The organism is Pseudomonas brassicacearum, assembly GCF_003732175.1.
Classification (GTDB): Bacteria; Pseudomonadota; Gammaproteobacteria; order Pseudomonadales; family Pseudomonadaceae; genus Aquipseudomonas; species Aquipseudomonas brassicacearum_G.
Genome location: NZ_MOBI01000012.1, coordinates 30,929 through 55,732, shown reverse-complemented (window position 1 = coordinate 55,732; position 24,804 = coordinate 30,929). Strand labels below are relative to the sequence as shown.

24 protein-coding genes and 4 tRNA genes are annotated in these 24,804 nt (G+C 54.9%); all 28 read left to right on the top strand.

Annotated elements, in window-relative coordinates:
• Positions 1-120 precede the first annotated feature (120 nt).
• The 28 genes from birA to rpsC all read left to right on the top strand — a co-directional run bounded on the left by birA (position 121) and on the right by rpsC (position 24,796).
• Positions 121-1,080 carry a bifunctional biotin--[acetyl-CoA-carboxylase] ligase/biotin operon repressor BirA gene (gene birA, locus BK658_RS10805; protein WP_123582275.1) on the top strand — a complete coding sequence of 320 codons (960 nt, stop codon included), beginning with the start codon at positions 121-123 and terminating at the stop codon, positions 1,078-1,080.
• Positions 1,070-1,819: a pantothenate kinase gene (locus tag BK658_RS10800; protein ID WP_123582274.1), complete on the top strand. Its 750-nt coding sequence runs from the start codon at positions 1,070-1,072 to the stop codon at positions 1,817-1,819. Before birA ends, BK658_RS10800 begins: the two co-directional genes overlap by 11 nt.
• A 7-nt stretch (positions 1,820-1,826) precedes the next feature.
• Positions 1,827-2,273: a hypothetical protein gene (locus BK658_RS10795; RefSeq protein WP_123582273.1), complete on the top strand. Its 447-nt coding sequence runs from the start codon at positions 1,827-1,829 to the stop codon at positions 2,271-2,273.
• 142 nt (positions 2,274-2,415) lie between these two features.
• Positions 2,416-2,500 (top strand) — tRNA-Tyr (locus BK658_RS10790).
• Between the two features lie 25 nt (positions 2,501-2,525).
• Positions 2,526-2,599, top strand: a tRNA-Gly gene (locus BK658_RS10785).
• A 26-nt stretch (positions 2,600-2,625) separates the two neighbouring features.
• A tRNA-Thr gene (locus tag BK658_RS10780) sits at positions 2,626-2,701 on the top strand.
• An 84-nt stretch (positions 2,702-2,785) separates the two neighbouring features.
• The gene (tuf, locus tag BK658_RS10775; protein WP_123582272.1) at positions 2,786-3,979 is read left to right on the top strand and encodes an elongation factor Tu; all 1,194 of its coding nucleotides are present in this window, start codon (positions 2,786-2,788) and stop codon (positions 3,977-3,979) included.
• A 53-nt stretch (positions 3,980-4,032) separates the two neighbouring features.
• Positions 4,033-4,108 (top strand) — tRNA-Trp (locus tag BK658_RS10770).
• A 45-nt stretch (positions 4,109-4,153) separates the two neighbouring features.
• Positions 4,154-4,522: a preprotein translocase subunit SecE gene (gene secE, locus BK658_RS10765; protein ID WP_019693884.1), complete on the top strand. Its 369-nt coding sequence runs from the start codon at positions 4,154-4,156 to the stop codon at positions 4,520-4,522.
• A 9-nt stretch (positions 4,523-4,531) separates the two neighbouring features.
• On the top strand, positions 4,532-5,065 hold the full coding sequence (gene nusG, locus BK658_RS10760) for a transcription termination/antitermination protein NusG (RefSeq protein WP_010443972.1): 534 nt from the start codon (positions 4,532-4,534) through the stop codon (positions 5,063-5,065).
• A 117-nt stretch (positions 5,066-5,182) separates the two neighbouring features.
• Positions 5,183-5,614 (top strand): 50S ribosomal protein L11, encoded by a 432-nt coding sequence (rplK, locus tag BK658_RS10755; protein WP_008008888.1) that lies wholly within the window; start codon positions 5,183-5,185, stop codon positions 5,612-5,614.
• A complete protein-coding gene (gene rplA / locus BK658_RS10750) occupies positions 5,614-6,309 on the top strand; it encodes a 50S ribosomal protein L1 (protein ID WP_019693883.1) in 696 nt (231 codons plus the stop codon). The genes rplK and rplA overlap by 1 nt, the downstream gene beginning before the upstream one ends.
• Positions 6,310-6,507: 198 nt before the next feature.
• Positions 6,508-7,008: a 50S ribosomal protein L10 gene (rplJ, locus tag BK658_RS10745; RefSeq protein WP_123582271.1), complete on the top strand. Its 501-nt coding sequence runs from the start codon at positions 6,508-6,510 to the stop codon at positions 7,006-7,008.
• Positions 7,009-7,083: 75 nt separating this feature from the next.
• Positions 7,084-7,449, top strand: a complete 366-nt coding sequence (gene rplL, locus BK658_RS10740; protein WP_003206098.1) for a 50S ribosomal protein L7/L12 — start codon at positions 7,084-7,086, stop codon at positions 7,447-7,449.
• A gap of 219 nt (positions 7,450-7,668) precedes the next feature.
• Entirely contained in the window at positions 7,669-11,742 is a 4,074-nt protein-coding gene (gene rpoB / locus BK658_RS10735) for a DNA-directed RNA polymerase subunit beta (protein WP_123423427.1), read from the top strand.
• Positions 11,743-11,805: 63 nt separating this feature from the next.
• Positions 11,806-16,005 (top strand): DNA-directed RNA polymerase subunit beta', encoded by a 4,200-nt coding sequence (rpoC, locus tag BK658_RS10730; protein ID WP_123582270.1) that lies wholly within the window; start codon positions 11,806-11,808, stop codon positions 16,003-16,005.
• Positions 16,006-16,221: 216 nt separating this feature from the next.
• On the top strand, positions 16,222-16,593 hold the full coding sequence (rpsL, locus tag BK658_RS10725) for a 30S ribosomal protein S12 (protein ID WP_002555494.1): 372 nt from the start codon (positions 16,222-16,224) through the stop codon (positions 16,591-16,593).
• Positions 16,594-16,711: 118 nt separating this feature from the next.
• A complete protein-coding gene (gene rpsG / locus BK658_RS10720) occupies positions 16,712-17,182 on the top strand; it encodes a 30S ribosomal protein S7 (protein WP_002555493.1) in 471 nt (156 codons plus the stop codon).
• Between the two features lie 30 nt (positions 17,183-17,212).
• A complete protein-coding gene (gene fusA / locus BK658_RS10715) occupies positions 17,213-19,318 on the top strand; it encodes an elongation factor G (protein ID WP_019693879.1) in 2,106 nt (701 codons plus the stop codon).
• A gap of 31 nt (positions 19,319-19,349) precedes the next feature.
• Positions 19,350-20,543 (top strand): elongation factor Tu, encoded by a 1,194-nt coding sequence (gene tuf, locus BK658_RS10710; RefSeq protein WP_003186071.1) that lies wholly within the window; start codon positions 19,350-19,352, stop codon positions 20,541-20,543.
• A gap of 139 nt (positions 20,544-20,682) precedes the next feature.
• Positions 20,683-20,994 carry a 30S ribosomal protein S10 gene (gene rpsJ, locus BK658_RS10705; protein ID WP_003186070.1) on the top strand — a complete coding sequence of 104 codons (312 nt, stop codon included), beginning with the start codon at positions 20,683-20,685 and terminating at the stop codon, positions 20,992-20,994.
• 80 nt (positions 20,995-21,074) lie between these two features.
• Positions 21,075-21,710, top strand: a complete 636-nt coding sequence (gene rplC / locus BK658_RS10700; protein ID WP_003186059.1) for a 50S ribosomal protein L3 — start codon at positions 21,075-21,077, stop codon at positions 21,708-21,710.
• 12 nt (positions 21,711-21,722) lie between these two features.
• Positions 21,723-22,325 carry a 50S ribosomal protein L4 gene (gene rplD / locus BK658_RS10695; protein ID WP_003186057.1) on the top strand — a complete coding sequence of 201 codons (603 nt, stop codon included), beginning with the start codon at positions 21,723-21,725 and terminating at the stop codon, positions 22,323-22,325.
• Positions 22,322-22,621 carry a 50S ribosomal protein L23 gene (gene rplW, locus BK658_RS10690; protein WP_002555488.1) on the top strand — a complete coding sequence of 100 codons (300 nt, stop codon included), beginning with the start codon at positions 22,322-22,324 and terminating at the stop codon, positions 22,619-22,621. Before rplD ends, rplW begins: the two co-directional genes overlap by 4 nt.
• A 14-nt stretch (positions 22,622-22,635) precedes the next feature.
• The gene (gene rplB / locus BK658_RS10685; RefSeq protein WP_003186055.1) at positions 22,636-23,460 is read left to right on the top strand and encodes a 50S ribosomal protein L2; all 825 of its coding nucleotides are present in this window, start codon (positions 22,636-22,638) and stop codon (positions 23,458-23,460) included.
• A 16-nt stretch (positions 23,461-23,476) separates the two neighbouring features.
• The gene (gene rpsS / locus BK658_RS10680) at positions 23,477-23,752 is read left to right on the top strand and encodes a 30S ribosomal protein S19 (RefSeq protein ID WP_002555486.1); all 276 of its coding nucleotides are present in this window, start codon (positions 23,477-23,479) and stop codon (positions 23,750-23,752) included.
• 11 nt (positions 23,753-23,763) lie between these two features.
• The gene (gene rplV, locus BK658_RS10675) at positions 23,764-24,096 is read left to right on the top strand and encodes a 50S ribosomal protein L22 (protein ID WP_003103908.1); all 333 of its coding nucleotides are present in this window, start codon (positions 23,764-23,766) and stop codon (positions 24,094-24,096) included.
• Positions 24,097-24,109: 13 nt separating this feature from the next.
• The gene (gene rpsC, locus BK658_RS10670) at positions 24,110-24,796 is read left to right on the top strand and encodes a 30S ribosomal protein S3 (protein WP_003176422.1); all 687 of its coding nucleotides are present in this window, start codon (positions 24,110-24,112) and stop codon (positions 24,794-24,796) included.
• The last annotated feature ends 8 nt before the right edge of the window (positions 24,797-24,804 follow it).

The window sequence follows — 24,804 nt, the reverse complement described above, 5'->3', positions numbered from 1 at the left end:
CCCCAATTGCGAAAGCAGTTGGGGTTTTGTTTTGCCTGCGAGAAAGTTGATTCTTACGATTTCTATGCAACAGCCCGGGGCATGGCTATCATGCGGACCTCATTGTGAGGCGATACTTGCATGCTGACGTTGTTAAAGCTCCTGAAGGACGGTCGTTTCCATTCCGGTCAAGTGCTGGGCGCTGCTCTAGGTATTAGTCGTGCCGCAGTATGGAAACAGCTCCAGCACCTCGAGACTGAGTTGGGGGTTTCTATCCACAAGGTGCGCGGTCGTGGTTACCAGTTGAGTGCGCCGTTGACTCTGCTCAACGCCGTGGAGATCAGTGAGCATTCGCCTGCTTGCGGCTGGCCCGTAATAGTCTTTGATTCGATTGACTCCACCAACGCTGAAGCTTTGCGCTCTATAGGGCGTGGTATGGCTGCACCGTTTCTTGTGCTTGCAGAGCGACAAACTGCTGGTCGCGGTCGACGCGGCCGCAAGTGGGTGAGCCCGTTTGCCGAAAATGTCTACTATAGCCTCGTGCTGCGAATCGATGGTGGTATGCGCCAGCTTGAGGGGCTTAGCTTGGTCGTCGGCCTTGCCGTGATGCAAACGCTACGCGATCTGGGCATTGCTGGAGCTGGTTTGAAGTGGCCGAACGATGTCCTGGTGGGGGAGAAGAAAATCGCCGGCATATTGTTGGAGTTGGTTGGCGATCCTGCTGATGTGTGTCATGTCGTTCTGGGTGTAGGAATCAATGTAAATATGCAGATTGCTGATGAGGTCGATCAGCAGTGGACCTCTATGCGTCTCGAAGCAGGTAGGGCGTTTGATCGTAATCTTCTAGTGGCGCGTTTGGGGGTTGTTCTCCAGGGGTATCTGAGTCGTCATCAGTCGGCGGGTTTTTCAGCGCTTCAGGCGGAGTGGGAGCAAGGCCATCTATGGCAGGGGCGTGCGGTTTCGCTGATTGCTGGAGTGAACCGGATTGACGGTGAGGTGATAGGGATTGATGGTCAGGGTGCGTTGCGTTTGAGCGTAGGTGGCGTAGAAAAAGTGTTCAGTGGTGGTGAGCTAAGTCTGAGGTTGCGCGATGATTCTTGAGCTCGACTGCGGGAACAGCTTTATTAAATGGCGTGTGCTGCACGCAGATGCGACAAGCCTGGTTGCCGAGGGAGTGGTCGACTCGGATCTGGCTTTGTTGGAAAGTCTGCGCGGCTATGATGGGTTGAATCTCAAGTACTGTCGTCTGGTAAGTGTAAGAACCAATGAAGAGACTGCTGCGCTAGTTTCCTTGCTGGTCGATGCATTCGGTGTAGCGGTGTCCTGTGCGGCACCGGCTCGTGAAATGTCTGGAGTTCGCAACGGTTACGAGGATTATCAGCGGCTGGGCCTTGATCGCTGGCTTGCGATGCTTGGCGCATTTCATCTTGCGTCGGGAGCTTGTCTGGTTCTCGATTTTGGTACTGCGCTTACCGCAGACTACATTGCGGCGGATGGCGAGCATCTAGGAGGGTTCATTTGTCCAGGAATGCCCTTGATGCGTAACCAGTTGCGCACCCACACCCGGCGAATCCGCTATAACGATCTTGCGGCATCCAGGGCGCTCGATAGCTTTGAACCGGGGCGAAATACAGTGGAGGCCGTCGAGCGTGGATGTTCATTGATGTTAAGAGGGTTTGTCCTTACGCAATTGGAGCTGGCGCGTAGCTATTGGGGGCAGGAATTCTCGGTGTTCCTCACTGGTGGTGACGCTGGCCTGGTTTCTGGAGTCGTGCCAGAGGCGCGGGTGGTGCCGGATCTCGTATTCGTTGGTTTGGCCATGGCGTGCCCATTGTCCTGAGGTTTTTATGCGTTGGTTGTTTCTGCTGTTGCTGGTCCTCAATGTGTTCTATTACGTCTGGCACCAACAGGAGGCGCCCTTGCGTGCGAAGGACGTCACTCCGTTAAGTTTGTATAAAGGTTCGCAGCAGGATATTCGTCTGCTGAGCGAAACGCCTGATGCGGTGGCTGCACGTGATAAGGGTAAATCTGCACAGGCAGATACCAGTTGCCTTTATCTGGGTGGTTTTGCTCGTCAGGAAACGGCGAAGACGCTTGAACAGCGATTGGCCGCTCTCGACATCAAGGTTCAGCAGCTATCGGTTTCTCTTCCTGATTCTGTTGGATATTGGATGCGTGTAGCTCCAGAGAGCCGGCGTTTGGCTGATGATTCCGTGCTGCAGAACCTTGCTAAAGAATTCAATGAGTTAAAACATAAAATAATGCCATGCGAGGGGGTTGCAACTGCTGAATAGGTTGCATAGAATGGCGCCCGCTTCGCAGTGAAGACCTTTAACGGTCAACGGTGTGAAGCGAGGTCAACGCAGCTAACCTCAGGTTTTTAATGAGAAAATGCTTGACAGAAGGCTGGCATGATGTAGAATGCCGGCTCGCTTAGGAGGGGTTCCCGAGCGGCCAAAGGGATCAGACTGTAAATCTGACGTCTACGACTTCGAAGGTTCGAATCCTTCCCCCTCCACCATTTTTAGCGTGAGCTGCAAGCTTACGCGGGTATAGTTTAGTGGTAGAACCTCAGCCTTCCAAGCTGATGATGCGGGTTCGATTCCCGCTACCCGCTCCAAGTTTGCAGGTTGTGCAAAGTGTTTAGCTCTTGTAGCTCAGTTGGTAGAGCACACCCTTGGTAAGGGTGAGGTCAGCGGTTCAAATCCGCTCAAGAGCTCCATATAACAAGGCAGATATGAAAATATCTGCCTTTGTTTTAATGGCTAGTGTGACTTGCTTAATTCTTCTCCTAGGGGTGATTTCGATGGCTAAGGAAAAGTTCGAACGTAATAAGCCGCACGTCAACGTAGGCACCATTGGTCACGTCGACCATGGTAAGACTACTCTGACTGCCGCTCTGACTCGCGTCTGCTCCGAAGTTTTCGGTTCGGCCAAAGTTGACTTCGACAAGATCGATAGCGCCCCAGAAGAAAAAGCTCGTGGCATCACCATTAACACCGCTCACGTTGAGTATGACTCGGCCGTGCGTCACTATGCGCACGTTGACTGCCCGGGTCACGCTGACTATGTGAAGAACATGATTACCGGTGCTGCTCAGATGGATGGCGCTATCCTGGTTTGCTCGGCTGCTGATGGTCCGATGCCGCAAACTCGTGAGCACATCCTGTTGTCCCGTCAGGTAGGTGTTCCGTATATCGTGGTTTTCCTGAACAAGGCTGATCTGGTAGACGATGCTGAGCTGCTGGAGCTGGTTGAGATGGAAGTGCGCGATCTGCTGAGCACTTACGATTTCCCGGGTGACGACACTCCAATCATCATCGGCTCTGCTCGTATGGCGCTGGAAGGTCTGGACGATAACGGGATGGGCACCACTGCAGTCAAGAAGCTGGTTGAGACTCTGGATAGCTACATCCCGGAGCCTGAGCGTGCTATCGACAAGCCATTCCTGATGCCGATCGAAGATGTGTTCTCGATTTCGGGTCGCGGTACTGTTGTGACTGGTCGTATCGAGCGCGGTATTGTTCGTGTTCAAGAACCGCTGGAAATCGTTGGTCTGCGTGACACTACTGCCACCACCTGTACGGGTGTTGAAATGTTCCGCAAGCTGCTCGATGAAGGTCGTGCAGGTGAGAACTGTGGTGTTCTGTTGCGTGGTACCAAGCGTGATGATGTTGAGCGTGGTCAGGTGCTGGTCAAGCCGGGTTCGGTTAAGCCGCACACCAAGTTCACTGCGGAAGTTTACGTTCTGAGCAAGGAAGAAGGCGGGCGTCATACTCCGTTCTTCAAAGGCTATCGTCCGCAGTTCTACTTCCGTACGACTGATGTGACTGGTAACTGTGAGCTGCCAGAAGGCGTTGAGATGGTGATGCCAGGCGATAACATTCAGATGACTGTTACCCTGATCAAGACCATTGCGATGGAAGATGGCCTGCGTTTCGCTATCCGTGAAGGCGGTCGTACCGTCGGCGCTGGTGTCGTAGCAAAAGTCATCGAGTAAGTTGTTGTAATGTCTTTTTTAGGCCGGCATAATGGTCGGCCTAATTTTGTTTTAGGTCAGTAGCTCAATTGGCAGAGCGACGGTCTCCAAAACCGTAGGTTGGGGGTTCGATTCCCTCCTGACCTGCCAGATTCACTCAGTGTGTCTGGCTTTCTTTTCACAGGATCTTCATAGATGACTCCTAAAGCTGAAGCTCAAGGCTCTCGCTTCGATCTGCTCAAGTGGCTTGTAGTAGTCGCCTTGGTAGTTGTTGGCGTTGTCGGCAATCAGTATTACCATGCTGCGCCGATCCTGTACCGTGTACTCGCTTTGCTTGTTATTGCTGCTGTAGCTGCCTTTGTAGGCCTGCAGACCGTCAAGGGCAAGTCTTTCTTTGTACTGGTTAAGGAAGCTCGCACCGAGATTCGTAAAGTCGTGTGGCCAACTCGCCAAGAAACCACGCAGACCACCCTGATTGTGGTGGCTGTTGTTCTGGTTATGGCGTTGCTGTTGTGGGGGCTTGATTCCCTGCTCGGCTGGCTTGTTTCCTTGATTGTTGGCTAAGGGTGTCCCGTGGCTAAGCGTTGGTACGTTGTGCATGCTTACTCGGGTTACGAGAAGCATGTCATGCGCTCGTTGATCGAGCGCGTAAAGCTGGCTGGCATGGAAGATGGCTTCGGCGAAATTCTGGTTCCCACTGAAGAAGTGGTTGAAATGCGTAATGGCCAGAAGCGCAAAAGCGAGCGTAAATTCTTCCCAGGTTACGTACTGGTCCAGATGGATATGAATGAGGGTACTTGGCACTTGGTCAAGGATACTCCTCGGGTGATGGGCTTCATCGGCGGTACCGCCGATAAACCTGCACCAATCACTGACAAAGAAGCGGAAGCAATTCTGCGTCGTGTTGCTGATGGTAGCGACAAGCCGAAGCCCAAGACTCTGTTCGAGCCGGGTGAAGTGGTTCGTGTTACCGACGGTCCGTTTGCTGATTTTAATGGCACGGTCGAAGAAGTTAACTACGAAAAGAGCCGGATCCAGGTCGCAGTGCTCATTTTCGGTCGCTCTACTCCGGTAGAGCTAGAGTTCAGCCAGGTCGAAAAGGTCTAGCCGAGCAAGCATCCCAACCCCGCAGCCCTAGGCTGTGGGGTTTTGTCGTCACTGGGATAAACGCGCAAGTAACCGGGGAGCCTCTCGAGGCGTTCGAACCCGTAATTGGAGTGCCTCATGGCCAAGAAGATTACCGCTTACATCAAGCTGCAAGTGAAGGCCGCTCAGGCTAACCCAAGCCCACCTGTTGGTCCTGCTCTGGGTCAGCACGGCGTGAATATCATGGAATTCTGCAAGGCTTTCAACGCCCGTACTCAGGGTATTGAGCCAGGTCTGCCGACTCCAGTGATCATCACTGTCTACAGCGACCGTAGCTTCACTTTCGAAACTAAAAGCACCCCGGCTTCGGTTCTGCTGAAGAAGGCTGCTGGTTTGACTAGCGGTTCCGCTCGTCCAAACACCGTTAAGGTTGGCACTGTAACTCGTGCTCAGCTGGAAGAAATCGCGAAAACCAAAAACGCGGATCTGACTGCAGCTGATATGGAAGCAGCCGTGCGTACTATCGCCGGTTCTGCTCGTAGCATGGGCCTTAACGTGGAGGGTGTGTAATGGCTAAGCTGACCAAGCGCCAAAAGGCTATCGCCGGCAAAATCGAAGCGGGCAAGGCCTACAACTTTGTAGACGCCGCTGCTCTGCTGGCTGAGCTGTCGACTGTCAAGTTCAGCGAGTCGTTCGACGTTGCTGTGAACCTGGGTGTTGACCCGCGTAAATCTGACCAGGTTGTTCGTAGCGCTACTGTGCTGCCACACGGCACTGGCAAGACCGTTCGCGTTGCTGTGTTCACCCAGGGCCCGGCAGCTGAAGCTGCTCTGGCTGCCGGCGCTGATCGCGTAGGTATGGACGACCTGGCTGCCGAAATGAAAGGCGGCGACCTGAACTATGACGTAGTTATTGCTTCCCCGGACGCAATGCGTGTTGTAGGTCAGTTGGGTCAGATCCTCGGTCCACGTGGCCTGATGCCTAACCCTAAAGTCGGCACCGTAACGCCAGACGTAGCTACCGCGGTTAAAAACGCAAAAGCTGGTCAGGTTCGTTATCGCACCGACAAAAACGGCATTATCCACACCTCCGTTGGCAAAGTCGGTTTCGATGCCGTCAAGCTGAAGGAAAACGTTGAAGCCCTGATCGCTGATCTGAAGCGTATCAAGCCAGCTTCCTCGAAAGGTATTTACGTCAAGCGCGTTACCCTGAGCACCACTATGGGCCCAGGTCTGGTCATCGACCAGGGTTCGCTCGACGCGTAAGACACAGATTGGCGCAAGTGATTGCGCCAATTGAAAAATTGGGGTCCCTGCCTGGCGGGGGCTATCCAAGACCGTAGGCGACGCAAGTCTTAAACCTCAAGCCTACGCAGATGGTGCTCCCGGTTCCTTACCGAATCAGACACCAAAACGACATCCGGCCTCGGCTGGATGAAACGGTAACAAGCAGGAGTTAAACCCGTGGCAATTAAACTCGAAGACAAGAAGGCCATCGTCGCTGAAGTCAACGAGGCTGCCAAAGCTGCTCTGTCCGCTGTCGTGGCTGATGCCCGTGGCGTAACAGTAGGCGCTATGACCGGACTCCGTAAAGAGGCTCGTGAAGCTGGCGTTTACGTACGTGTTGTACGTAACACCCTGCTCAAGCGCGCTGTTGCTGACACTGAATACAGTGTTCTCAACGACGTGTTCACTGGCCCGACCTTGATTGCATTCTCCAAAGAACATCCGGGCGCTGCTGCTCGTATCTTCAAGGAATTCGCAAAAGGTCAGGACAAGTTCGAGATCAAGGCAGCTGCGTTCGAGGGCAAGTTCCTCGCAGCTAACCAAATCGACGTACTGGCAACTCTGCCGACCCGTAACGAAGCAATTTCTCAGCTGATGAGCGTGATTCAAGGCGCTACCAGCAAATTGGCTCGTACTCTGGCGGCAATTCGCGACCAGAAAGAAGCTGCTGCAGCCTAAGGCTCGCCATCTTCTCGCGTTTTTTGTTTATTTCGATGGTCGCGTAGGCCGTCCCCCAATTCAGGAATTAGAGTCATGTCTATCTCTCAAAACGATATCCTTGAAGCCGTTGGCAACATGTCCGTAATGGAAGTTGTTGAACTGATCAAAGCTTTCGAAGAAAAATTCGGCGTTACCGCTGCTGCTGCATCGGCTGGTCCAGCTGTTGCTGCTGCCGTTGCTGAAGAGCAAACCGAATTCAACGTCATGCTGACCGAAGCTGGCGAGAAGAAAGTTAACGTGATCAAGGCTGTACGTGAACTGACCGGTCTGGGCCTGAAAGAAGCCAAGGCTGTAGTTGACGGCGCTCCTGCCATGGTTCTGGAAGCTGTTGCCAAAGACGCAGCTGACAAAGCCAAAGCAGTTCTGGAAGAAGCAGGCGCTAAAGTCGAGCTGAAGTAAGCTTCGACTTTGCGTCTCCAGCCCGAGCGTTAAGCGAAAGGCTGATGGCTGGTGGCTCTTGCCACCGGCCTTTTTCCGTTATTGGCAGCCGACTGGGTCGGTGCCGATAACGAGCTGTACCACCCGATGCGGTGGCGCAAACCATGGGGTTTGCACGATTTTCTGGCTGCTCCCGTCGGGAGGGGCCAAACAAGCAGGTGACCAAGCTGGGGAACGCTGATGGCTTACTCATATACTGAGAAAAAACGTATCCGCAAGGACTTTAGCAAGTTGCCGGACGTCATGGATGTGCCGTACCTCCTGGCCATCCAGCTGGATTCGTATCGTGAATTCTTGCAAGCGGGAGCGACTAAAGATCAGTTCCGCGACGTGGGCCTGCATGCGGCCTTCAAATCCGTTTTCCCGATCATCAGCTACTCCGGCAATGCTGCGCTGGAGTACGTCGGTTATCGCCTGGGCGAACCGGCATTTGATGTCAAAGAATGCGTATTGCGCGGTGTAACTTACGCCGTACCTTTGCGGGTAAAAGTGCGCCTGATCATTTTCGACAAAGAATCGTCGAACAAAGCGATCAAGGACATCAAAGAGCAAGAAGTCTACATGGGTGAAATCCCCCTGATGACTGAGAACGGTACCTTCGTAATCAACGGTACCGAGCGTGTAATCGTTTCCCAGCTGCACCGTTCCCCGGGCGTGTTCTTCGACCACGACCGTGGCAAGACGCACAGCTCCGGCAAACTGCTGTACTCCGCGCGGATCATTCCTTACCGCGGTTCGTGGCTGGACTTCGAGTTCGACCCGAAAGACTGCGTATTCGTGCGTATCGACCGTCGTCGCAAGCTGCCTGCATCGGTACTGCTGCGCGCGCTCGGCTATACCACTGAAGAAGTGCTGGACGCGTTCTACACCACCAACGTCTTCCACGTGCAGGGTGAAAACCTCAGCCTGGAACTGGTGCCTCAGCGCCTGCGTGGTGAAATTGCTGTCCTGGATATCCTGGATGACAAAGGCAAGGTTATTGTCGAGCAAGGTCGCCGTATCACCGCTCGCCACATCAACCAGCTGGAAAAGGCCGGGATCAAAGAGCTGCAAGTGCCTCTGGACTACGTCCTGGGTCGCACTACCGCCAAGGTCATCGTGCATCCGGCAACCGGCGAAATCCTGGCAGAGTGCAACACCGAGCTGAACACCGAGATCCTGGCGAAAATCGCCAAGGCCCAGGTCGTTCGCATCGAGACTCTGTACACCAACGATATCGACTGCGGTCCGTTCGTCTCCGACACACTGAAGATCGACTCCACCAGCAACCAATTGGAAGCGCTGGTCGAGATCTATCGCATGATGCGTCCTGGCGAGCCGCCAACCAAAGACGCTGCCGAGACTCTGTTCAACAACCTGTTCTTCAGCCCTGAGCGCTATGACCTGTCTGCGGTCGGCCGGATGAAGTTCAACCGTCGTATCGGTCGTACCGAGATCGAAGGTTCGGGCGTGTTGTGCAAAGAAGACATCGTCGCGGTACTGAAGACTCTGGTCGACATCCGTAACGGTAAAGGCATCGTCGATGACATCGACCACCTGGGTAACCGTCGTGTTCGCTGCGTAGGCGAAATGGCCGAGAACCAGTTCCGCGTTGGCCTGGTGCGTGTTGAGCGTGCGGTCAAAGAGCGTCTGTCGATGGCTGAAAGCGAAGGCCTGATGCCGCAAGACCTGATCAATGCCAAGCCAGTGGCTGCGGCGGTGAAAGAGTTCTTCGGTTCGAGCCAGCTGTCCCAGTTCATGGACCAGAACAACCCGCTGTCCGAGATCACCCACAAGCGTCGTGTCTCTGCACTCGGCCCTGGTGGTCTGACACGTGAGCGTGCGGGCTTTGAAGTTCGTGACGTACACCCGACTCACTACGGTCGTGTATGCCCGATTGAAACGCCGGAAGGTCCGAACATCGGTCTGATCAACTCCCTGGCCGCTTATGCGCGCACCAACCAGTACGGCTTCCTCGAGAGCCCGTACCGTGTGGTGAAAGACGCTCTGGTCACCGACGAGATCGTGTTCCTGTCCGCCATCGAAGAAGCTGATCACGTGATCGCTCAGGCTTCGGCCACGATGAACGACAAGAAAGTCCTGATCGACGAGCTGGTGGCTGTTCGTCACTTGAACGAGTTCACCGTCAAGGCGCCGGAAGACGTCACCTTGATGGACGTATCGCCGAAGCAGGTAGTTTCGGTTGCAGCGTCGCTGATCCCGTTCCTCGAGCACGACGACGCCAACCGTGCGTTGATGGGTTCGAACATGCAGCGTCAAGCTGTACCAACCCTGCGCGCTGACAAGCCGCTGGTAGGTACCGGCATGGAGCGTAACGTGGCTCGCGACTCCGGCGTTTGCGTCGTGGCTCGTCGTGGTGGCGTGATCGACTCCGTTGATGCCAGCCGTATCGTGGTTCGTGTTGCTGATGACGAAGTTGAAACCGGCGAAGCTGGTGTCGACATCTACAACCTGACCAAATACACCCGCTCCAACCAGAACACCTGCATCAACCAGCGTCCGCTGGTGAGCAAGGGTGATCGGGTTCAGCGTAGCGACATCATGGCCGACGGTCCGTCCACCGACATGGGTGAACTGGCTTTGGGTCAGAACATGCGCATCGCGTTCATGGCATGGAACGGCTTCAACTTCGAAGACTCCATCTGCCTGTCCGAGCGTGTGGTTCAGGAAGACCGCTTCACCACGATCCACATCCAGGAACTGACCTGTGTGGCGCGTGACACCAAGCTTGGGCCAGAGGAAATCACTGCGGACATCCCGAACGTGGGTGAAGCTGCACTGAACAAGCTGGACGAAGCCGGTATCGTTTACGTAGGTGCTGAAGTAGGCGCAGGCGACATTCTGGTTGGTAAGGTCACTCCGAAAGGCGAGACCCAGCTGACTCCGGAAGAGAAGCTGTTGCGTGCGATCTTCGGTGAAAAAGCCAGCGACGTTAAAGACACTTCCCTGCGCGTACCTACCGGTACCAAGGGTACTGTTATCGACGTACAGGTCTTCACCCGTGACGGCGTTGAGCGTGATGCTCGTGCTCTGTCGATCGAGAAGACTCAACTCGACGAGATCCGCAAGGACCTGAACGAAGAGTTCCGTATCGTTGAAGGCGCTACTTTCGAACGTCTGCGTTCCGCTCTGGTCGGCCACAAAGCCGAAGGCGGCGCCGGTCTGAAGAAAGGTCAGGAAATCACCGACGAAGTTCTCGACGGTCTTGAGCATGGTCAGTGGTTCAAACTGCGCATGGCTGAAGATGCTCTGAACGAGCAGCTCGAGAAGGCTCAGGCCTACATCGTTGATCGCCGCCGTCTGCTGGACGACAAGTTCGAAGACAAGAAACGCAAACTGCAGCAGGGCGATGACCTGGCTCCAGGCGTGCTGAAAATCGTCAAGGTTTACCTGGCAATCCGTCGCCGCATCCAGCCGGGCGACAAGATGGCCGGTCGTCACGGTAACAAGGGTGTGGTCTCCGTGATCATGCCGGTTGAAGACATGCCGCACGATGCCAATGGCACCCCGGTCGACGTCGTCCTCAACCCGTTGGGCGTACCTTCGCGTATGAACGTTGGTCAGATCCTTGAAACCCACCTGGGCCTCGCGGCTAAAGGTCTGGGCGAGAAGATCAACCGGATGATCGAAGAGCAGCGTAAGGTTGCTGAGCTGCGCAAATTCCTGCACGAGATCTATAACGAGATCGGCGGTCGTCAGGAAAGCCTCGATGACTTCTCCGACCAGGAAATCCTGGATCTGGCGAAGAACCTGCGCGGCGGCGTACCGATGGCCACTCCGGTGTTCGACGGTGCCAAGGAAAGCGAAATCAAGGCCATGCTGAAACTGGCAGACCTGCCAGAAAGCGGCCAGATGCAGCTGACTGACGGCCGTACCGGCAACAAGTTCGAGCGCCCGGTTACCGTTGGCTACATGTACATGCTGAAGCTGAACCACTTGGTAGACGACAAGATGCACGCTCGTTCTACCGGTTCGTACAGCCTGGTTACCCAGCAGCCGCTGGGTGGTAAGGCGCAGTTCGGTGGTCAGCGTTTCGGGGAGATGGAGGTCTGGGCACTGGAAGCATACGGTGCTGCATACACTCTGCAAGAAATGCTCACAGTGAAGTCGGACGATGTGAACGGCCGGACCAAGATGTACAAAAACATCGTGGACGGCGATCACCGTATGGAGCCGGGCATGCCCGAGTCCTTCAACGTGTTGATCAAGGAAATTCGTTCCCTCGGCATCGATATCGATCTGGAAACCGAATAACACGTGACGCGAATGAGAGCGGGGCAGGATTGCCCGCTCTCTGCTCCGCCAGGAGGAAAGGCCTTGAAAGACCTACTGAATTTGCTGAAAAACCAGGGTCAAGTCGAAGAGTTCGACGCCATCCGTATCGGATTGGCATCGCCTGAGATGATCCGTTCGTGGTCGTTCGGTGAAGTTAAAAAGCCGGAAACCATCAACTACCGTACGTTCAAACCTGAGCGTGACGGCCTGTTCTGCGCCAAGATCTTTGGCCCGGTAAAGGATTACGAGTGCCTGTGCGGTAAGTACAAGCGCTTGAAGCACCGTGGCGTGATCTGCGAGAAGTGCGGCGTTGAAGTCGCGCTGGCAAAAGTTCGTCGTGAGCGCATGGCGCACATCGAACTGGCCTCGCCAGTTGCCCACATCTGGTTCCTGAAATCGCTGCCGTCGCGTATCGGCTTGCTGATGGACATGACCCTGCGTGATATCGAACGCGTTCTCTACTTCGAGAGCTATGTCGTTATCGATCCAGGCATGACCACCCTTGAGAAAGGTCAGCTGCTCAACGACGAGCAGTACTTCGAAGCGCTGGAAGAGTTCGGCGACGATTTCGATGCCCGCATGGGTGCCGAGGCTGTCCGTGAACTGCTGCACGCTATCGATCTGGAGCACGAGATTGGCCGTCTGCGTGAAGAGATTCCGCAAACCAACTCCGAAACCAAAATCAAGAAGCTGTCCAAGCGTCTGAAGTTGATGGAAGCCTTCCAGGGTTCCGGCAACTTGCCAGAGTGGATGGTGCTGACCGTTCTGCCGGTTCTGCCGCCAGATCTGCGTCCACTGGTCCCATTGGATGGCGGTCGTTTCGCGACTTCCGACCTCAACGACCTGTATCGTCGAGTGATCAACCGTAACAACCGCTTGAAGCGCCTGCTTGATCTTTCCGCTCCGGACATCATCGTGCGCAACGAAAAGCGTATGTTGCAGGAAGCCGTCGACGCCTTGCTCGACAACGGTCGTCGTGGCCGCGCTATCACCGGTTCCAACAAGCGTCCTCTGAAATCCCTGGCTGACATGATCAAGGGTAAACAAGGTCGTTTCCGTCAGAACTTGCTCGGTAAGCGTGTTGACTACTCCGGTCGTTCGGTAATTACCGTAGGTCCGACTCTGCGTCTGCACCAGTGCGGTCTGCCGAAGAAAATGGCTCTCGAGCTGTTCAAGCCGTTCATTTTCGGCAAGCTGGAAATGCGTGGTCTCGCTACCACCATCAAAGCTGCCAAGAAGATGGTTGAGCGCGAGCTGCCGGAAGTTTGGGACGTTCTCGCTGAAGTTATCCGCGAACACCCAGTGCTTCTCAACCGTGCACCGACCCTTCACCGTCTGGGTATCCAGGCATTTGAACCGGTTCTGATCGAAGGTAAGGCTATCCAGCTGCACCCGCTGGTCTGCGCCGCGTACAACGCCGACTTCGACGGCGACCAAATGGCCGTGCACGTACCGCTGACACTGGAAGCCCAGTTGGAAGCGCGCGCGTTGATGATGTCGACCAACAACATTCTGTCGCCAGCCAACGGTGAGCCAATCATCGTTCCGTCGCAGGACGTTGTATTGGGTCTGTACTACATGACTCGTGAAGCGATCAACGCCAAAGGCGAAGGTCGTGTATTCGCGGATCTGCAAGAAGTTGACCGTGTGTTCCGTGCCGGCGAAGCCGCACTGCACGCCAAGGTTAAAGTGCGGATCAACGAAACCGTCAATGACCGTGACGGCGGCAGCGTGACCAACACCCGTATCGTCGACACTACTGTCGGCCGTGCGCTGTTGTTCCAGGTTGTGCCAAAAGGTCTGTCGTACGACGTCGTCAACCTGCCGATGAAGAAAAAGGCGATCTCCAAGCTGATCAACCAGTGCTACCGCGTGGTTGGTTTGAAAGAGACCGTGATCTTCGCTGACCAGTTGATGTACACCGGTTTTGCCTATTCGACTATTTCCGGCGTTTCCATCGGCGTTAACGACTTCGTTATCCCGGATGAAAAAGCCCGCATCATCGGTGCAGCCACCGACGAAGTGAAAGAGATCGAAAGTCAGTACGCCTCCGGCCTGGTAACCCAGGGCGAGAAGTACAACAAAGTGATCGACCTTTGGTCCAAGGCGAACGACGAAGTTTCCAAGGCAATGATGGCCAACCTCTCGAAAGAGAAAGTCATCGACCGTCATGGCGTCGAAGTCGAGCAAGAGTCCTTCAACTCGATGTACATGATGGCCGACTCGGGCGCACGGGGTTCTGCTGCGCAGATCCGTCAGCTCGCCGGTATGCGTGGCCTGATGGCCAAGCCGGACGGTTCTATCATCGAAACGCCGATTACTGCGAACTTCCGTGAAGGTTTGAGCGTACTTCAGTACTTCATCTCCACTCACGGTGCTCGTAAGGGTCTGGCGGATACCGCGTTGAAAACTGCGAACTCCGGTTACCTGACTCGTCGTCTGGTAGACGTGGCGCAGGATCTGGTTGTAACCGAGATCGATTGCGGCACCGAGCACGGTCTGCTGATGACTCCGCACATTGAAGGCGGTGACGTTGTAGAGCCGTTGGGTGAGCGCGTATTGGGTCGTGTTATCGCCCGTGACGTATTCAAGCCAGGTACCGAGGAAATCATCGTTCCTGCCGGCACTCTGGTAGACGAGAAGTGGGTTGAATTCATCGAGCTGAACAGCATCGACGAAGTGATCGTGCGTTCGCCGATCAGCTGCGAAACCCGTTATGGCATTTGCGCCAAGTGCTACGGCCGTGACTTGGCTCGTGGTCACCAGGTGAACATCGGTGAAGCTGTCGGCGTAATCGCTGCCCAGTCGATCGGTGAGCCGGGTACCCAGCTGACAATGCGTACGTTCCACATCGGTGGTGCGGCAAGCCGGACCTCCGCTGCGGACAGCGTTCAGGTGAAGAATGGCGGTACCGTCCGTCTGCACAACCTGAAGCACGTTGAGCGAGTGGATGGTTGCCTGGTTGCTGTGTCCCGTTCCGGTGAGCTGGCAATCGCTGATGACTACGGTCGTGAGCGCGAGCGTTACAAGCTGCCGTACGGTGCTGTGATTTCGGTTAAAGAAGGTGACAAGGTCGACGCTGGCGCAATCGTGGCCAAGTGGGATCCGCACACTCACCCAATCGTTACCGAAATGAAAGGTACCGTGACCTACGTGGGCATGGAAGAAGGCATCACGATCAAGCGTCAGACTGACGAATTGACCGGTATGACCAACATTGAAGTACTCGATGCCAAAGACCGTCCTGCTGCCGGTAAAGACATCCGTCCAGCCGTGAAGATGGTTGATGACAACGGCAAGGATCTGTTGCTGCCGGGTACCGACGTAATCGCTCAGTACTTCCTGCCTGCCAACGCCCTGGTCGGTGTAGCAGACGGTGCGAAAATCGCGATCGGTGATGTTATCGCTCGTATTCCGCAAGAGACTTCGAAGACCCGTGACATCACCGGTGGTCTGCCGCGTGTTGCCGACTTGTTCGAAGCTCGTCGTCCGAAAGAAGCCTCGATTCTGGCTGAAGTCAGCGGCACCATCGCGTTCGGTAAAGAGACCAAGGGCAAACGCCGTCTGGTCATTACCCCGAACGACGGTAGCGATCCGTATGAAGAGCTGATTCCGAAGTGGCGTCACCTGAACGTCTTCGAAGGCGAACAGGTAAACCGCGGCGAAGTTATCTCCGACGGCCCGAGCGATCCACACGACATCCTGCGTCTGCTGGGTGTGAGTGCGCTGGCCAAGTACATTGTTAACGAGATCCAGGACGTTTACCGTCTGCAAGGCGTGAAGATCAACGATAAGCACATCGAGACCATTCTGCGTCAGATGCTGCGTAAAGTTGAAATCGCTGAATCCGGCGATTCCACTTTCATCAAGGGCGACCAGATGGAATTGACTCACGTACTGGTAGAGAACGAGCGTTTGGCTGGCGACGACAAGTTCGTTTCCAAGTTCACTCGCGTTCTGCTGGGTATCACCAAGGCGTCGTTGTCCACCGAATCGTTCATCTCCGCGGCCTCTTTCCAAGAGACCACTCGCGTACTGACCGAAGCGGCGGTAACCGGCAAGCGCGATTACCTGCGCGGCCTGAAAGAAAACGTGGTCGTGGGTCGTTTGATCCCGGCAGGTACCGGTCTGGCTTATCACAGCGAGCGCAAGCGCCGCCGTGATGCTGACAAACCGTTGCGCGTAAGCGCCAGTGAAGTGGAAGCTGCACTGACCGAAGCGCTGAACTCGAGCGGTAACTGAGTTCTGCGATAAATAAGTGTGGGGCCCTGGCGCCCCCGTTCATCGAATCGAGACAATTTGTCGAGGCTGGATGAGCGGGGAGGTCGGGGCCTTGCCTTGACTGGGGACAAGATCCTCTTTAGACTCTTGTACCCCTAAATTTGGCGGGAATTCGTTCCTGCCATTTTGCTTTTCTTGCAAGACAATAGCGTCGCAAGACAACAGTGGAGCTAGTAGATGGCAACTATCAACCAGCTGGTACGTCAGCCGCGTAAGCGTATCGTCGAGAAATCCGACGTGCCTGCGCTGCAGAACTGCCCGCAACGTCGTGGCGTATGCACCCGTGTGTATACCACCACGCCGAAAAAACCTAACTCGGCACTGCGTAAAGTATGCCGTGTGCGTCTGACCAACGGTTTCGAGGTTTCCTCGTACATCGGCGGTGAAGGCCACAACCTGCAAGAGCACAGCGTGGTACTGATCCGCGGCGGTCGTGTAAAAGACTTGCCAGGTGTTCGTTACCACACCGTACGCGGTTCTTTGGATACTTCCGGCGTTAAAGGTCGTAACCAGGGTCGTTCGAAGTACGGTACCAAGAAGCCTAAGTAGTAGCGGCTTTTTGTAAACACTGAATTATCTATTTTCTGAGTCGATAAGAGTAAGGTCGGAGGCGTCCCGAAAGGGCACCGATTCCGAGCGAACCTGAAGACCGTTTGAGGGCTTATCCATGCCAAGAAGACGCGTAGCAGCCAAGCGCGAAGTGCTTGACGATCCAAAATACGGAAGCCAAATCCTGGCCAAGTTCATGAACCACGTGATGGAAAGCGGCAAGAAAGCCGTTGCCGAGCGTATCGTTTATGGCGCGCTGGAAAAGGTTAAAGAACGCAAGAACAGCGATCCCCTGGAAATCTTCGAGAAAGCTCTCGACGCCATCGCTCCGCTGGTCGAAGTGAAGTCGCGCCGTGTAGGCGGTGCTACTTACCAGGTTCCGGTCGAAGTTCGTCCGTCCCGTCGTAACGCTCTGGCAATGCGCTGGTTGGTAGACTTCGCCCGTAAGCGCGGCGAGAAGTCTATGGCTCTGCGTTTGGCTGGCGAACTGCTGGACGCTGCTGAAGGTAAAGGTGCTGCTGTTAAGAAGCGTGAAGACGTGCACCGTATGGCTGAGGCTAACAAAGCTTTCTCGCACTACCGCTTCTAATTTTAGCTTCACTAATTTTGCGAGGGCTTTATGGCTCGTACTACTCCGATTAGCCGCTACCGTAACATCGGTATCGTTGCTCACGTGGATGCTGGTAAAACCACTACCACCGAGCGCGTCCTTTTTTACACCGGCAAAAGTCACAAGATGGGCGAGGTGCATGACGGCGCCGCGACCACGGACTGGATGGTGCAGGAGCAGGAGCGTGGTATTACCATTACTTCTGCTGCTATCACCGCCTTCTGGCAGGGTTCTGCGAAGCAGCACAAGGACCAATACCGTTTCAACGTCATTGACACCCCGGGCCACGTAGACTTCACCATTGAAGTTGAGCGTTCCCTGCGTGTACTCGACGGCGCGGTCGTTGTGTTCTGTGGTACTTCGGGTGTTGAGCCTCAGTCCGAAACCGTATGGCGTCAAGCCAACAAGTACGGTGTTCCACGTATCGTTTACGTGAACAAGATGGACCGTGCTGGTGCGAACTTCCTGCGCGTGATCGCTCAGATCAAGCAGCGTCTGGGTCACACTCCAGTGCCAATCCAGTTGGCTATCGGTTCCGAAGACAACTTCCAGGGTCAGATCGATCTGATGACCATGGAAGCGGTTTACTGGAACGATGCTGACAAGGGCATGACGCCTCGTCGCGAAGCTATCCCTGCTGAACTGCAGGAACTGGCTGAAGAGTGGCGTAGCAACATGGTCGAAGCTGCGGCTGAAGCCAGCGAAGAGCTGATGAACAAGTACCTCGAAGGGGAAGAGCTCTCCATCGAGGAAATCAAGGCCGCTCTGCGTCAGCGTACTATCGCTGGTGAGATCGTTCTGGCTGTTTGCGGTTCTTCCTTCAAGAACAAGGGTGTTCCCCTGGTTCTCGACGCCGTTATCGACTACTTGCCTGCTCCTACTGATATTCCTGCCATCAAGGGTACTGACCCGGATGACGAGGAAAAACAAATGGAGCGTCATGCGAGCGACGACGAGCCGTTCTCGGCTCTGGCGTTCAAGATCGCTACCGACCCATTCGTGGGTACCTTGACCTTTGTCCGTGTTTACTCGGGCGTGTTGGCTTCCGGCGACGGCGTGATCAACTCGGTTAAAGGCAAGAAAGAGCGCGTGGGTCGTATGGTGCAAATGCACGCAAACGCCCGTGAAGAAATCAAGGAAGTACGCGCTGGTGACATCGCGGCCTTGATCGGCATGAAGGACGTCACCACTGGTGAAACCTTGTGCAACGCTGACAAGCCAATCATCCTGGTTCGCATGGACTTCCCGGAGCCGGTTATTTCGGTTGCCGTTGAGCCTAAGACCAAGGATGACCAGGAAAAAATGGGTATCGCTCTGGGCAAGCTTGCTCAGGAAGACCCGTCTTTCCGCGTTAAAACCGATGAAGAGACTGGTCAGACGATCATCTCTGGCATGGGCGAGTTGCACCTGGACATCCTGGTAGACCGGATGCGCCGCGAGTTCAACGTCGAAGCCAACATTGGTAAGCCTCAGGTTTCCTATCGTGAGCGCATCACGAAGAGCTGTGAGATCGAAGGCAAGTTCGTTCGTCAGTCCGGTGGTCGTGGTCAGTTCGGTCACTGCTGGATCCGTTTTGCTCCTGCTGACGAAGGTCAGGAAGGTCTGCAATTCCTGAACGAAGTAGTGGGTGGTGTGGTTCCTAAGGAATACATCCCGGCTATCCAGAAGGGCATCGAAGAGCAGATGAAGAACGGCGTTGTTGCCGGCTATCCGCTGATCGGCCTGAAGGCTACCGTGTTTGATGGTTCCTACCACGACGTCGACTCCAACGAGATGGCGTTTAAGGTGGCTGCTTCCATGGCGACCAAGCAACTGGCCCAGAAGGGCGGTGGTGAATTGCTTGAGCCGATCATGGCGGTAGAGGTTGTTACGCCTGAAGACTATATGGGTGACGTGATGGGCGACCTTAACCGTCGTCGCGGCATGATCTTGGGTATGGAAGACACGGTCTCCGGCAAAGTAATTCGTGCTGAAGTTCCGCTGGGTGAGATGTTCGGTTATGCGACCGACGTCCGTTCCATGTCCCAGGGTCGCGCAAGCTACTCTATGGAATTCAAAAAATACAATACAGCTCCGTCGCACATCGTCGAAACTGTTACCAAAAAACAAGGCTGATTCAGCCCCTTTAGGCTAGGAGTTAATTGTCGTGGCTAAAGAAAAATTTGATCGTTCCCTACCGCACGTCAACGTTGGCACCATCGGTCACGTTGACCACGGTAAAACCACTCTGACTGCTGCTCTGACTCGCGTCTGCTCCGAAGTTTTCGGTTCGGCCGTTGTTGCTTTCGATAAAATCGACAGCGCTCCGGAAGAAAAGGCTCGTGGTATCACCATCAACACCGCACACGTTGAGTACAACTCTTCGATTCGTCACTACGCTCACGTTGACTGCCCAGGTCACGCTGACTATGTGAAGAACATGATCACCGGTGCTGCTCAGATGGACGGCGCTATCCTGGTTTGCTCGGCCGCTGATGGTCCGATGCCGCAAACCCGTGAGCACATCCTGCTGTCCCGTCAGGTAGGCGTTCCGTACATCGTTGTCTTCCTGAACAAGGCTGACATGGTTGACGACGCTGAGCTGCTGGAACTGGTTGAGATGGAAGTGCGCGATCTGCTGAGCACTTACGACTTCCCAGGTGACGACACTCCGATCATCATCGGTTCGGCTCTGATGGCTCTGAACGGCCAAGACGACAACGAAATGGGTACCACCGCTGTTAAGCGTCTGGTAGAAACTCTGGACAGCTACATCCCAGAGCCGGTTCGTGTTATCGACAAGCCGTTCCTGATGCCAATCGAAGACGTATTCTCGATCTCCGGTCGCGGTACTGTTGTAACTGGTCGTATCGAGCGCGGTATCGTCAAGGTTCAGGATCCACTGGAAATCGTTGGTCTGCGTGACACTACCGTCACCACCTGCACCGGTGTTGAAATGTTCCGTAAGCTGCTCGACGAAGGTCGTGCTGGCGAGAACTGCGGCGTTCTGCTGCGTGGTACCAAGCGTGACGACGTTGAGCGTGGCCAGGTTCTGGTTAAGCCAGGTTCGGTTAAGCCGCACACCAAGTTCGAAGCTGAAGTGTACGTTCTGAGCAAAGAAGAAGGCGGTCGTCACACTCCGTTCTTCAAAGGCTACCGTCCACAGTTCTACTTCCGGACCACTGACGTGACCGGTAACTGCGAACTGCCGGAAGGCGTTGAAATGGTAATGCCAGGCGACAACATCAAAATGGTTGTCACCCTGATCAAGACCATCGCAATGGAAGACGGTCTGCGTTTCGCTATTCGTGAAGGCGGTCGTACCGTCGGCGCTGGCGTCGTAGCCAAAATCATCGAGTAATCGTTGATTTGATAAAAAGCCTCCGCTTGCGGGGGCTTTTTTATTGGGTTGACACTATGTTGGCCCGTCTATAGAATTGCGCCTCCTTTTAACGGGCGCAGTGCGCCCGGTGGGAATAGCAGCCGGAGTCTGAAATCCAATGCAAAATCAGCAAATCCGTATCAGGTTGAAGGCTTTTGACCATCGCCTGATCGACCAATCCACCCAGGAAATCGTGGAAACCGCGAAACGTACTGGTGCTCAAGTGCGTGGTCCAATTCCACTGCCTACCCGTAAAGAGCGGTTCACCGTTCTGGTCTCCCCGCACGTCAACAAAGACGCGCGTGACCAGTACGAGATCCGTACTCATAAGCGCGTTCTGGACATCGTCCAGCCAACGGATAAAACCGTTGATGCACTTATGAAGCTTGATCTTGCGGCCGGTGTGGAAGTGCAGATCAGCCTCGGCTAAGACTCGGTCTTAGTCGTGTAACGCTCTGAAATGGGCGGCCATAGCGGGTGAAAGCCCCGTACACTCATGAGGTTTACAACATGACTATTGGTGTAGTCGGTCGTAAATGCGGTATGACCCGTATTTTCACCGAAGAAGGTGTCTCCATTCCGGTCACGGTCATTGAGATCGAGCCGAATCGCGTCACCCAGTTCAAAACTGAAGAGACCGATGGCTATCGTGCAGTGCAAGTCACTGTCGGCGAGCGTCGTGCTTCGCGTGTAACAGCTGCTCAGGCTGGCCACTTCGCTAAAGCGAACGTTGCCGCTGGTCGTACCGTAATGGAATTCCGCCTTGAAGAAGGCGAGTACCAGGCCGGCGATCTGATCAACGCTGAAATCTTCGCCGCTGGTCAGCTGGTTGATGTAACCGGTCAGTCCAAAGGTAAAGGCTTCCAGGGTACGATCAAGCGTTGGAATTTCCGCGGGCAAGATAACACCCACGGTAACTCCGTATCCCACCGCGTCCCAGGCTCTATCGGCCAGTGCCAGACTCCTGGTCGTGTATTCAAGGGCAAAAAAATGTCCGGTCATATGGGCGCTGAGCGCGTGACCGTGCAGTCCCTGGAAGTAGTGCGCGTGGACGCTGAACGCAATCTGTTGTTGGTCAAGGGCGCTGTTCCTGGCGCTACTGGCGGCAACCTGGTTGTACGTCCAGCAGCCAAGGCTCGCGGTTAAGGGGAAGCTGACATGCAATTAAATGTAAATGACGCTCAAGCGATCGAAGTTTCCGAACTGACATTTGGCGGCGAGTTCAACGAGACGCTGGTTCACCAAGCAGTCGTGGCCTACATGGCTGGCGGCCGTCAAGGTAGCAAGCAGCAAAAGACCCGTTCCGACGTTTCTGGTGGCGGTAAGCGCCCATGGCGTCAGAAAGGTACTGGCCGTGCTCGTGCTGGTACTATCCGTAGCCCAATCTGGCGTGGCGGCGGTACCACTTTCGCAGCTCGTCCACAGGATCACTCCCAAAAGCTGAACAAGAAGATGTATCGCGCAGCAATGCGTTCCATCCTTGCTGAGCTGGTGCGTACTGATCGTCTGGTCGTGGTTCAGGACTTCGCTGTTGAAGCACCGAAAACCAAAGATCTGCTGAACAAGCTGAATGGCATGGGTCTGACTGATGTCCTGATCGTGTCCGATGCTGTTGATCAGAACCTGTACCTGGCTGCTCGTAACCTGCCACACGTTGATGTACGTGACGTGCAAGGTTCCGATCCAGTTAGTCTGATCGCATACGACAAGGTGTTGATCACCGTGTCGGCCGTGAAGAAATTCGAGGAGCTGCTGGGATGAACCAGGAACGCGTATTTAAAGTTCTGCTTGGCCCGCACGTTTCCGAGAAGGCTACGGTTCTGGCAGACAAGAAAGGCCAGTTCGTTTTCAAGGTTGCTACTGACGCAACCAAGCTGGAAATCAAGAAGGCCGTCGAAAGCCTGTTCAGCGTGAAAGTAGAGCGTGTTACTACCCTGAATGTTCTGGGTAAGAGCAAGCGCACTGCTCGCGGTCTGGGCAAGCGTAATGACTGGAAGAAGGCAGTTATCTCCCTTCAGCCAGGCCAAGATCTCGATTTCAGCAGCAGTGCTGAGTAAGGAAGGGGTGCATCATGGCAATCGTTAAATGCAAACCGACTTCCCCTGGCCGCCGTTTTGTGGTCAAGGTGGTCAACCAGGAGCTGCATAAAGGCGCTCCTCACGCACCGCTGCTCGAGAAAAAATCGAAGTCTGGTGGTCGTAACAACAATGGCCGTATTACCACTCGTCACATCGGTGGTGGTCATAAGCAGCATTATCGTCTGGTCGACTTCCGTCGTAACGACAAAGATGGCATCGCTGCCACTGTCGAGCGTATCGAATACGATCCAAACCGTACTGCCCACATCGCTCTGCTGCTGTACGCAGATGGCGAGCGTCGCTACATCATCGCCCCTAAAGGCGTGAGCGCTGGCGACCAGCTGATCGCAGGTGCTTTGGCGCCGATCAAGCCGGGCAACGCTCTGCAACTGCGTAACATTCCAGTTGGTAGCACCGTACACGGCATCGAATTGAAGCCAGGTAAAGGCGCGCAAATCGCTCGTTCCGCTGGTGCTTCGGCTCAGCTGATCGCTCGTGAAGGTGTCTACGTGACCCTGCGTCTGCGTTCTGGTGAGATGCGTAAAGTGCTGGCTGAATGCCGTGCGACCCTGGGCGAAGTCTCGAACTCCGAGCACAGCCTGCGTTCGCTGGGTAAAGCTGGTGCCAAACGCTGGCGTGGCGTTCGCCCAACCGTTCGTGGTGTTGCCATGAACCCGGTTGACCACCCACATGGTGGTGGTGAAGGTCGTACCTCTGGTGGTCGTCATCCGGTATCGCCATGGGGCTTCCCGACTAAGGGCGCGAAGACTCGTGGTAATAAGCGTACCGACAAAATGATCGTCCGTCGTCGCAAGTAAATAGAGGGATACGACAGTGCCACGTTCTCTGAAAAAAGGTCCTTTTATCGATCTTCACCTACTGAAGAAGATCGAAGTGGCGGCGGAAAAGAACGATCGCAAACCAGTTAAGACCTGGTCGCGCCGTTCCATGATCCTGCCACAAATGGTCGGTCTGACCATCGCAGTACACAACGGTCGTCAACACGTCCCAGTTCTCGTTAACGAAGACATGGTCGGCCACAAACTGGGCGAGTTCGCCGGTACCCGCACATATCGTGGGCACGTGGCTGACAAGAAAGCCAAGCGTTAAGGGGTTAGGAAATGGAAGTAGCCGCTAAGTTGTCGGGCGCTCGAATCTCCGCCCAGAAAGCCCGCTTGGTCGCCGACCAGATCCGCGGGAAGAAGGTGGGCGAAGCGCTCAACCTGTTGGCTTTCAGCAGTAAGAAAGCCGCCGAGATCATGAAGAAAGTGCTGGAGTCGGCCGTAGCCAACGCCGAGCATAACGAAGGCGCAGACGTTGATGACCTTAAAGTCAGCACCGTTTTCGTCAACGAAGGGCGTTCGCTGAAGCGCATCATGCCGCGTGCCAAAGGCCGTGCTGATCGCATCGTCAAGCGGTCTTGCCATATCACTGTCAAGGTTGCTGACAAGTAACGGAGTCGAAGAGATGGGTCAGAAAGTACATCCCATTGGCATTCGCCTGGGAATCGTCAAGGAGCACACCTCCGTCTGGTACGCAGACGGTCGGACTTATGCGGACTATTTGTTCGCTGATCTGAAGGTGCGTGAGTATCTCCAAGACAAACTAAAAAGCGCGTCCGTAAGCCGTATCGATATCCATCGTCCGGCCCAAACTGCACGTATCACCATCCACACCGCTCGTCCAGGTATCGTTATCGGGAAGAAAGGTGAAGATGTTGAGAAACTGCGTCAGGACCTGACCAAGCAAATGGGTGTGCCTGTGCACATCAATATCGAAGAGATCCGCAAGCCGGAACTCGACGGTATGCTGGTTGCGCAGAGCGTAGCTCAGCAGCTGGAGCGTCGCGTAATGTTCCGTCGCGCTATGAAGCGCGCTGTTCAGAACGCCATGCGCATTGGTGCCAAAGGCATCAAAATCCAAGTGAGCGGTCGTCTCGGCGGTGCTGAAATCGCACGTACTGAATGGTATCGCGAAGGTCGTGTGCCACTGCACACCCTGCGTGCCGACATCGACTATGCCAACTACGAAGCTCACACCACCTACGGTGTGATCGGTGTAAAGGTTTGGATCTTCAAAGGCGAAGTAATTGGTGGTCGCCAAGAAGAGCTGAAACCACAAGCACCAGCGCCTCGTAAAAAAGCTGCTAAGTAAGGGGTACG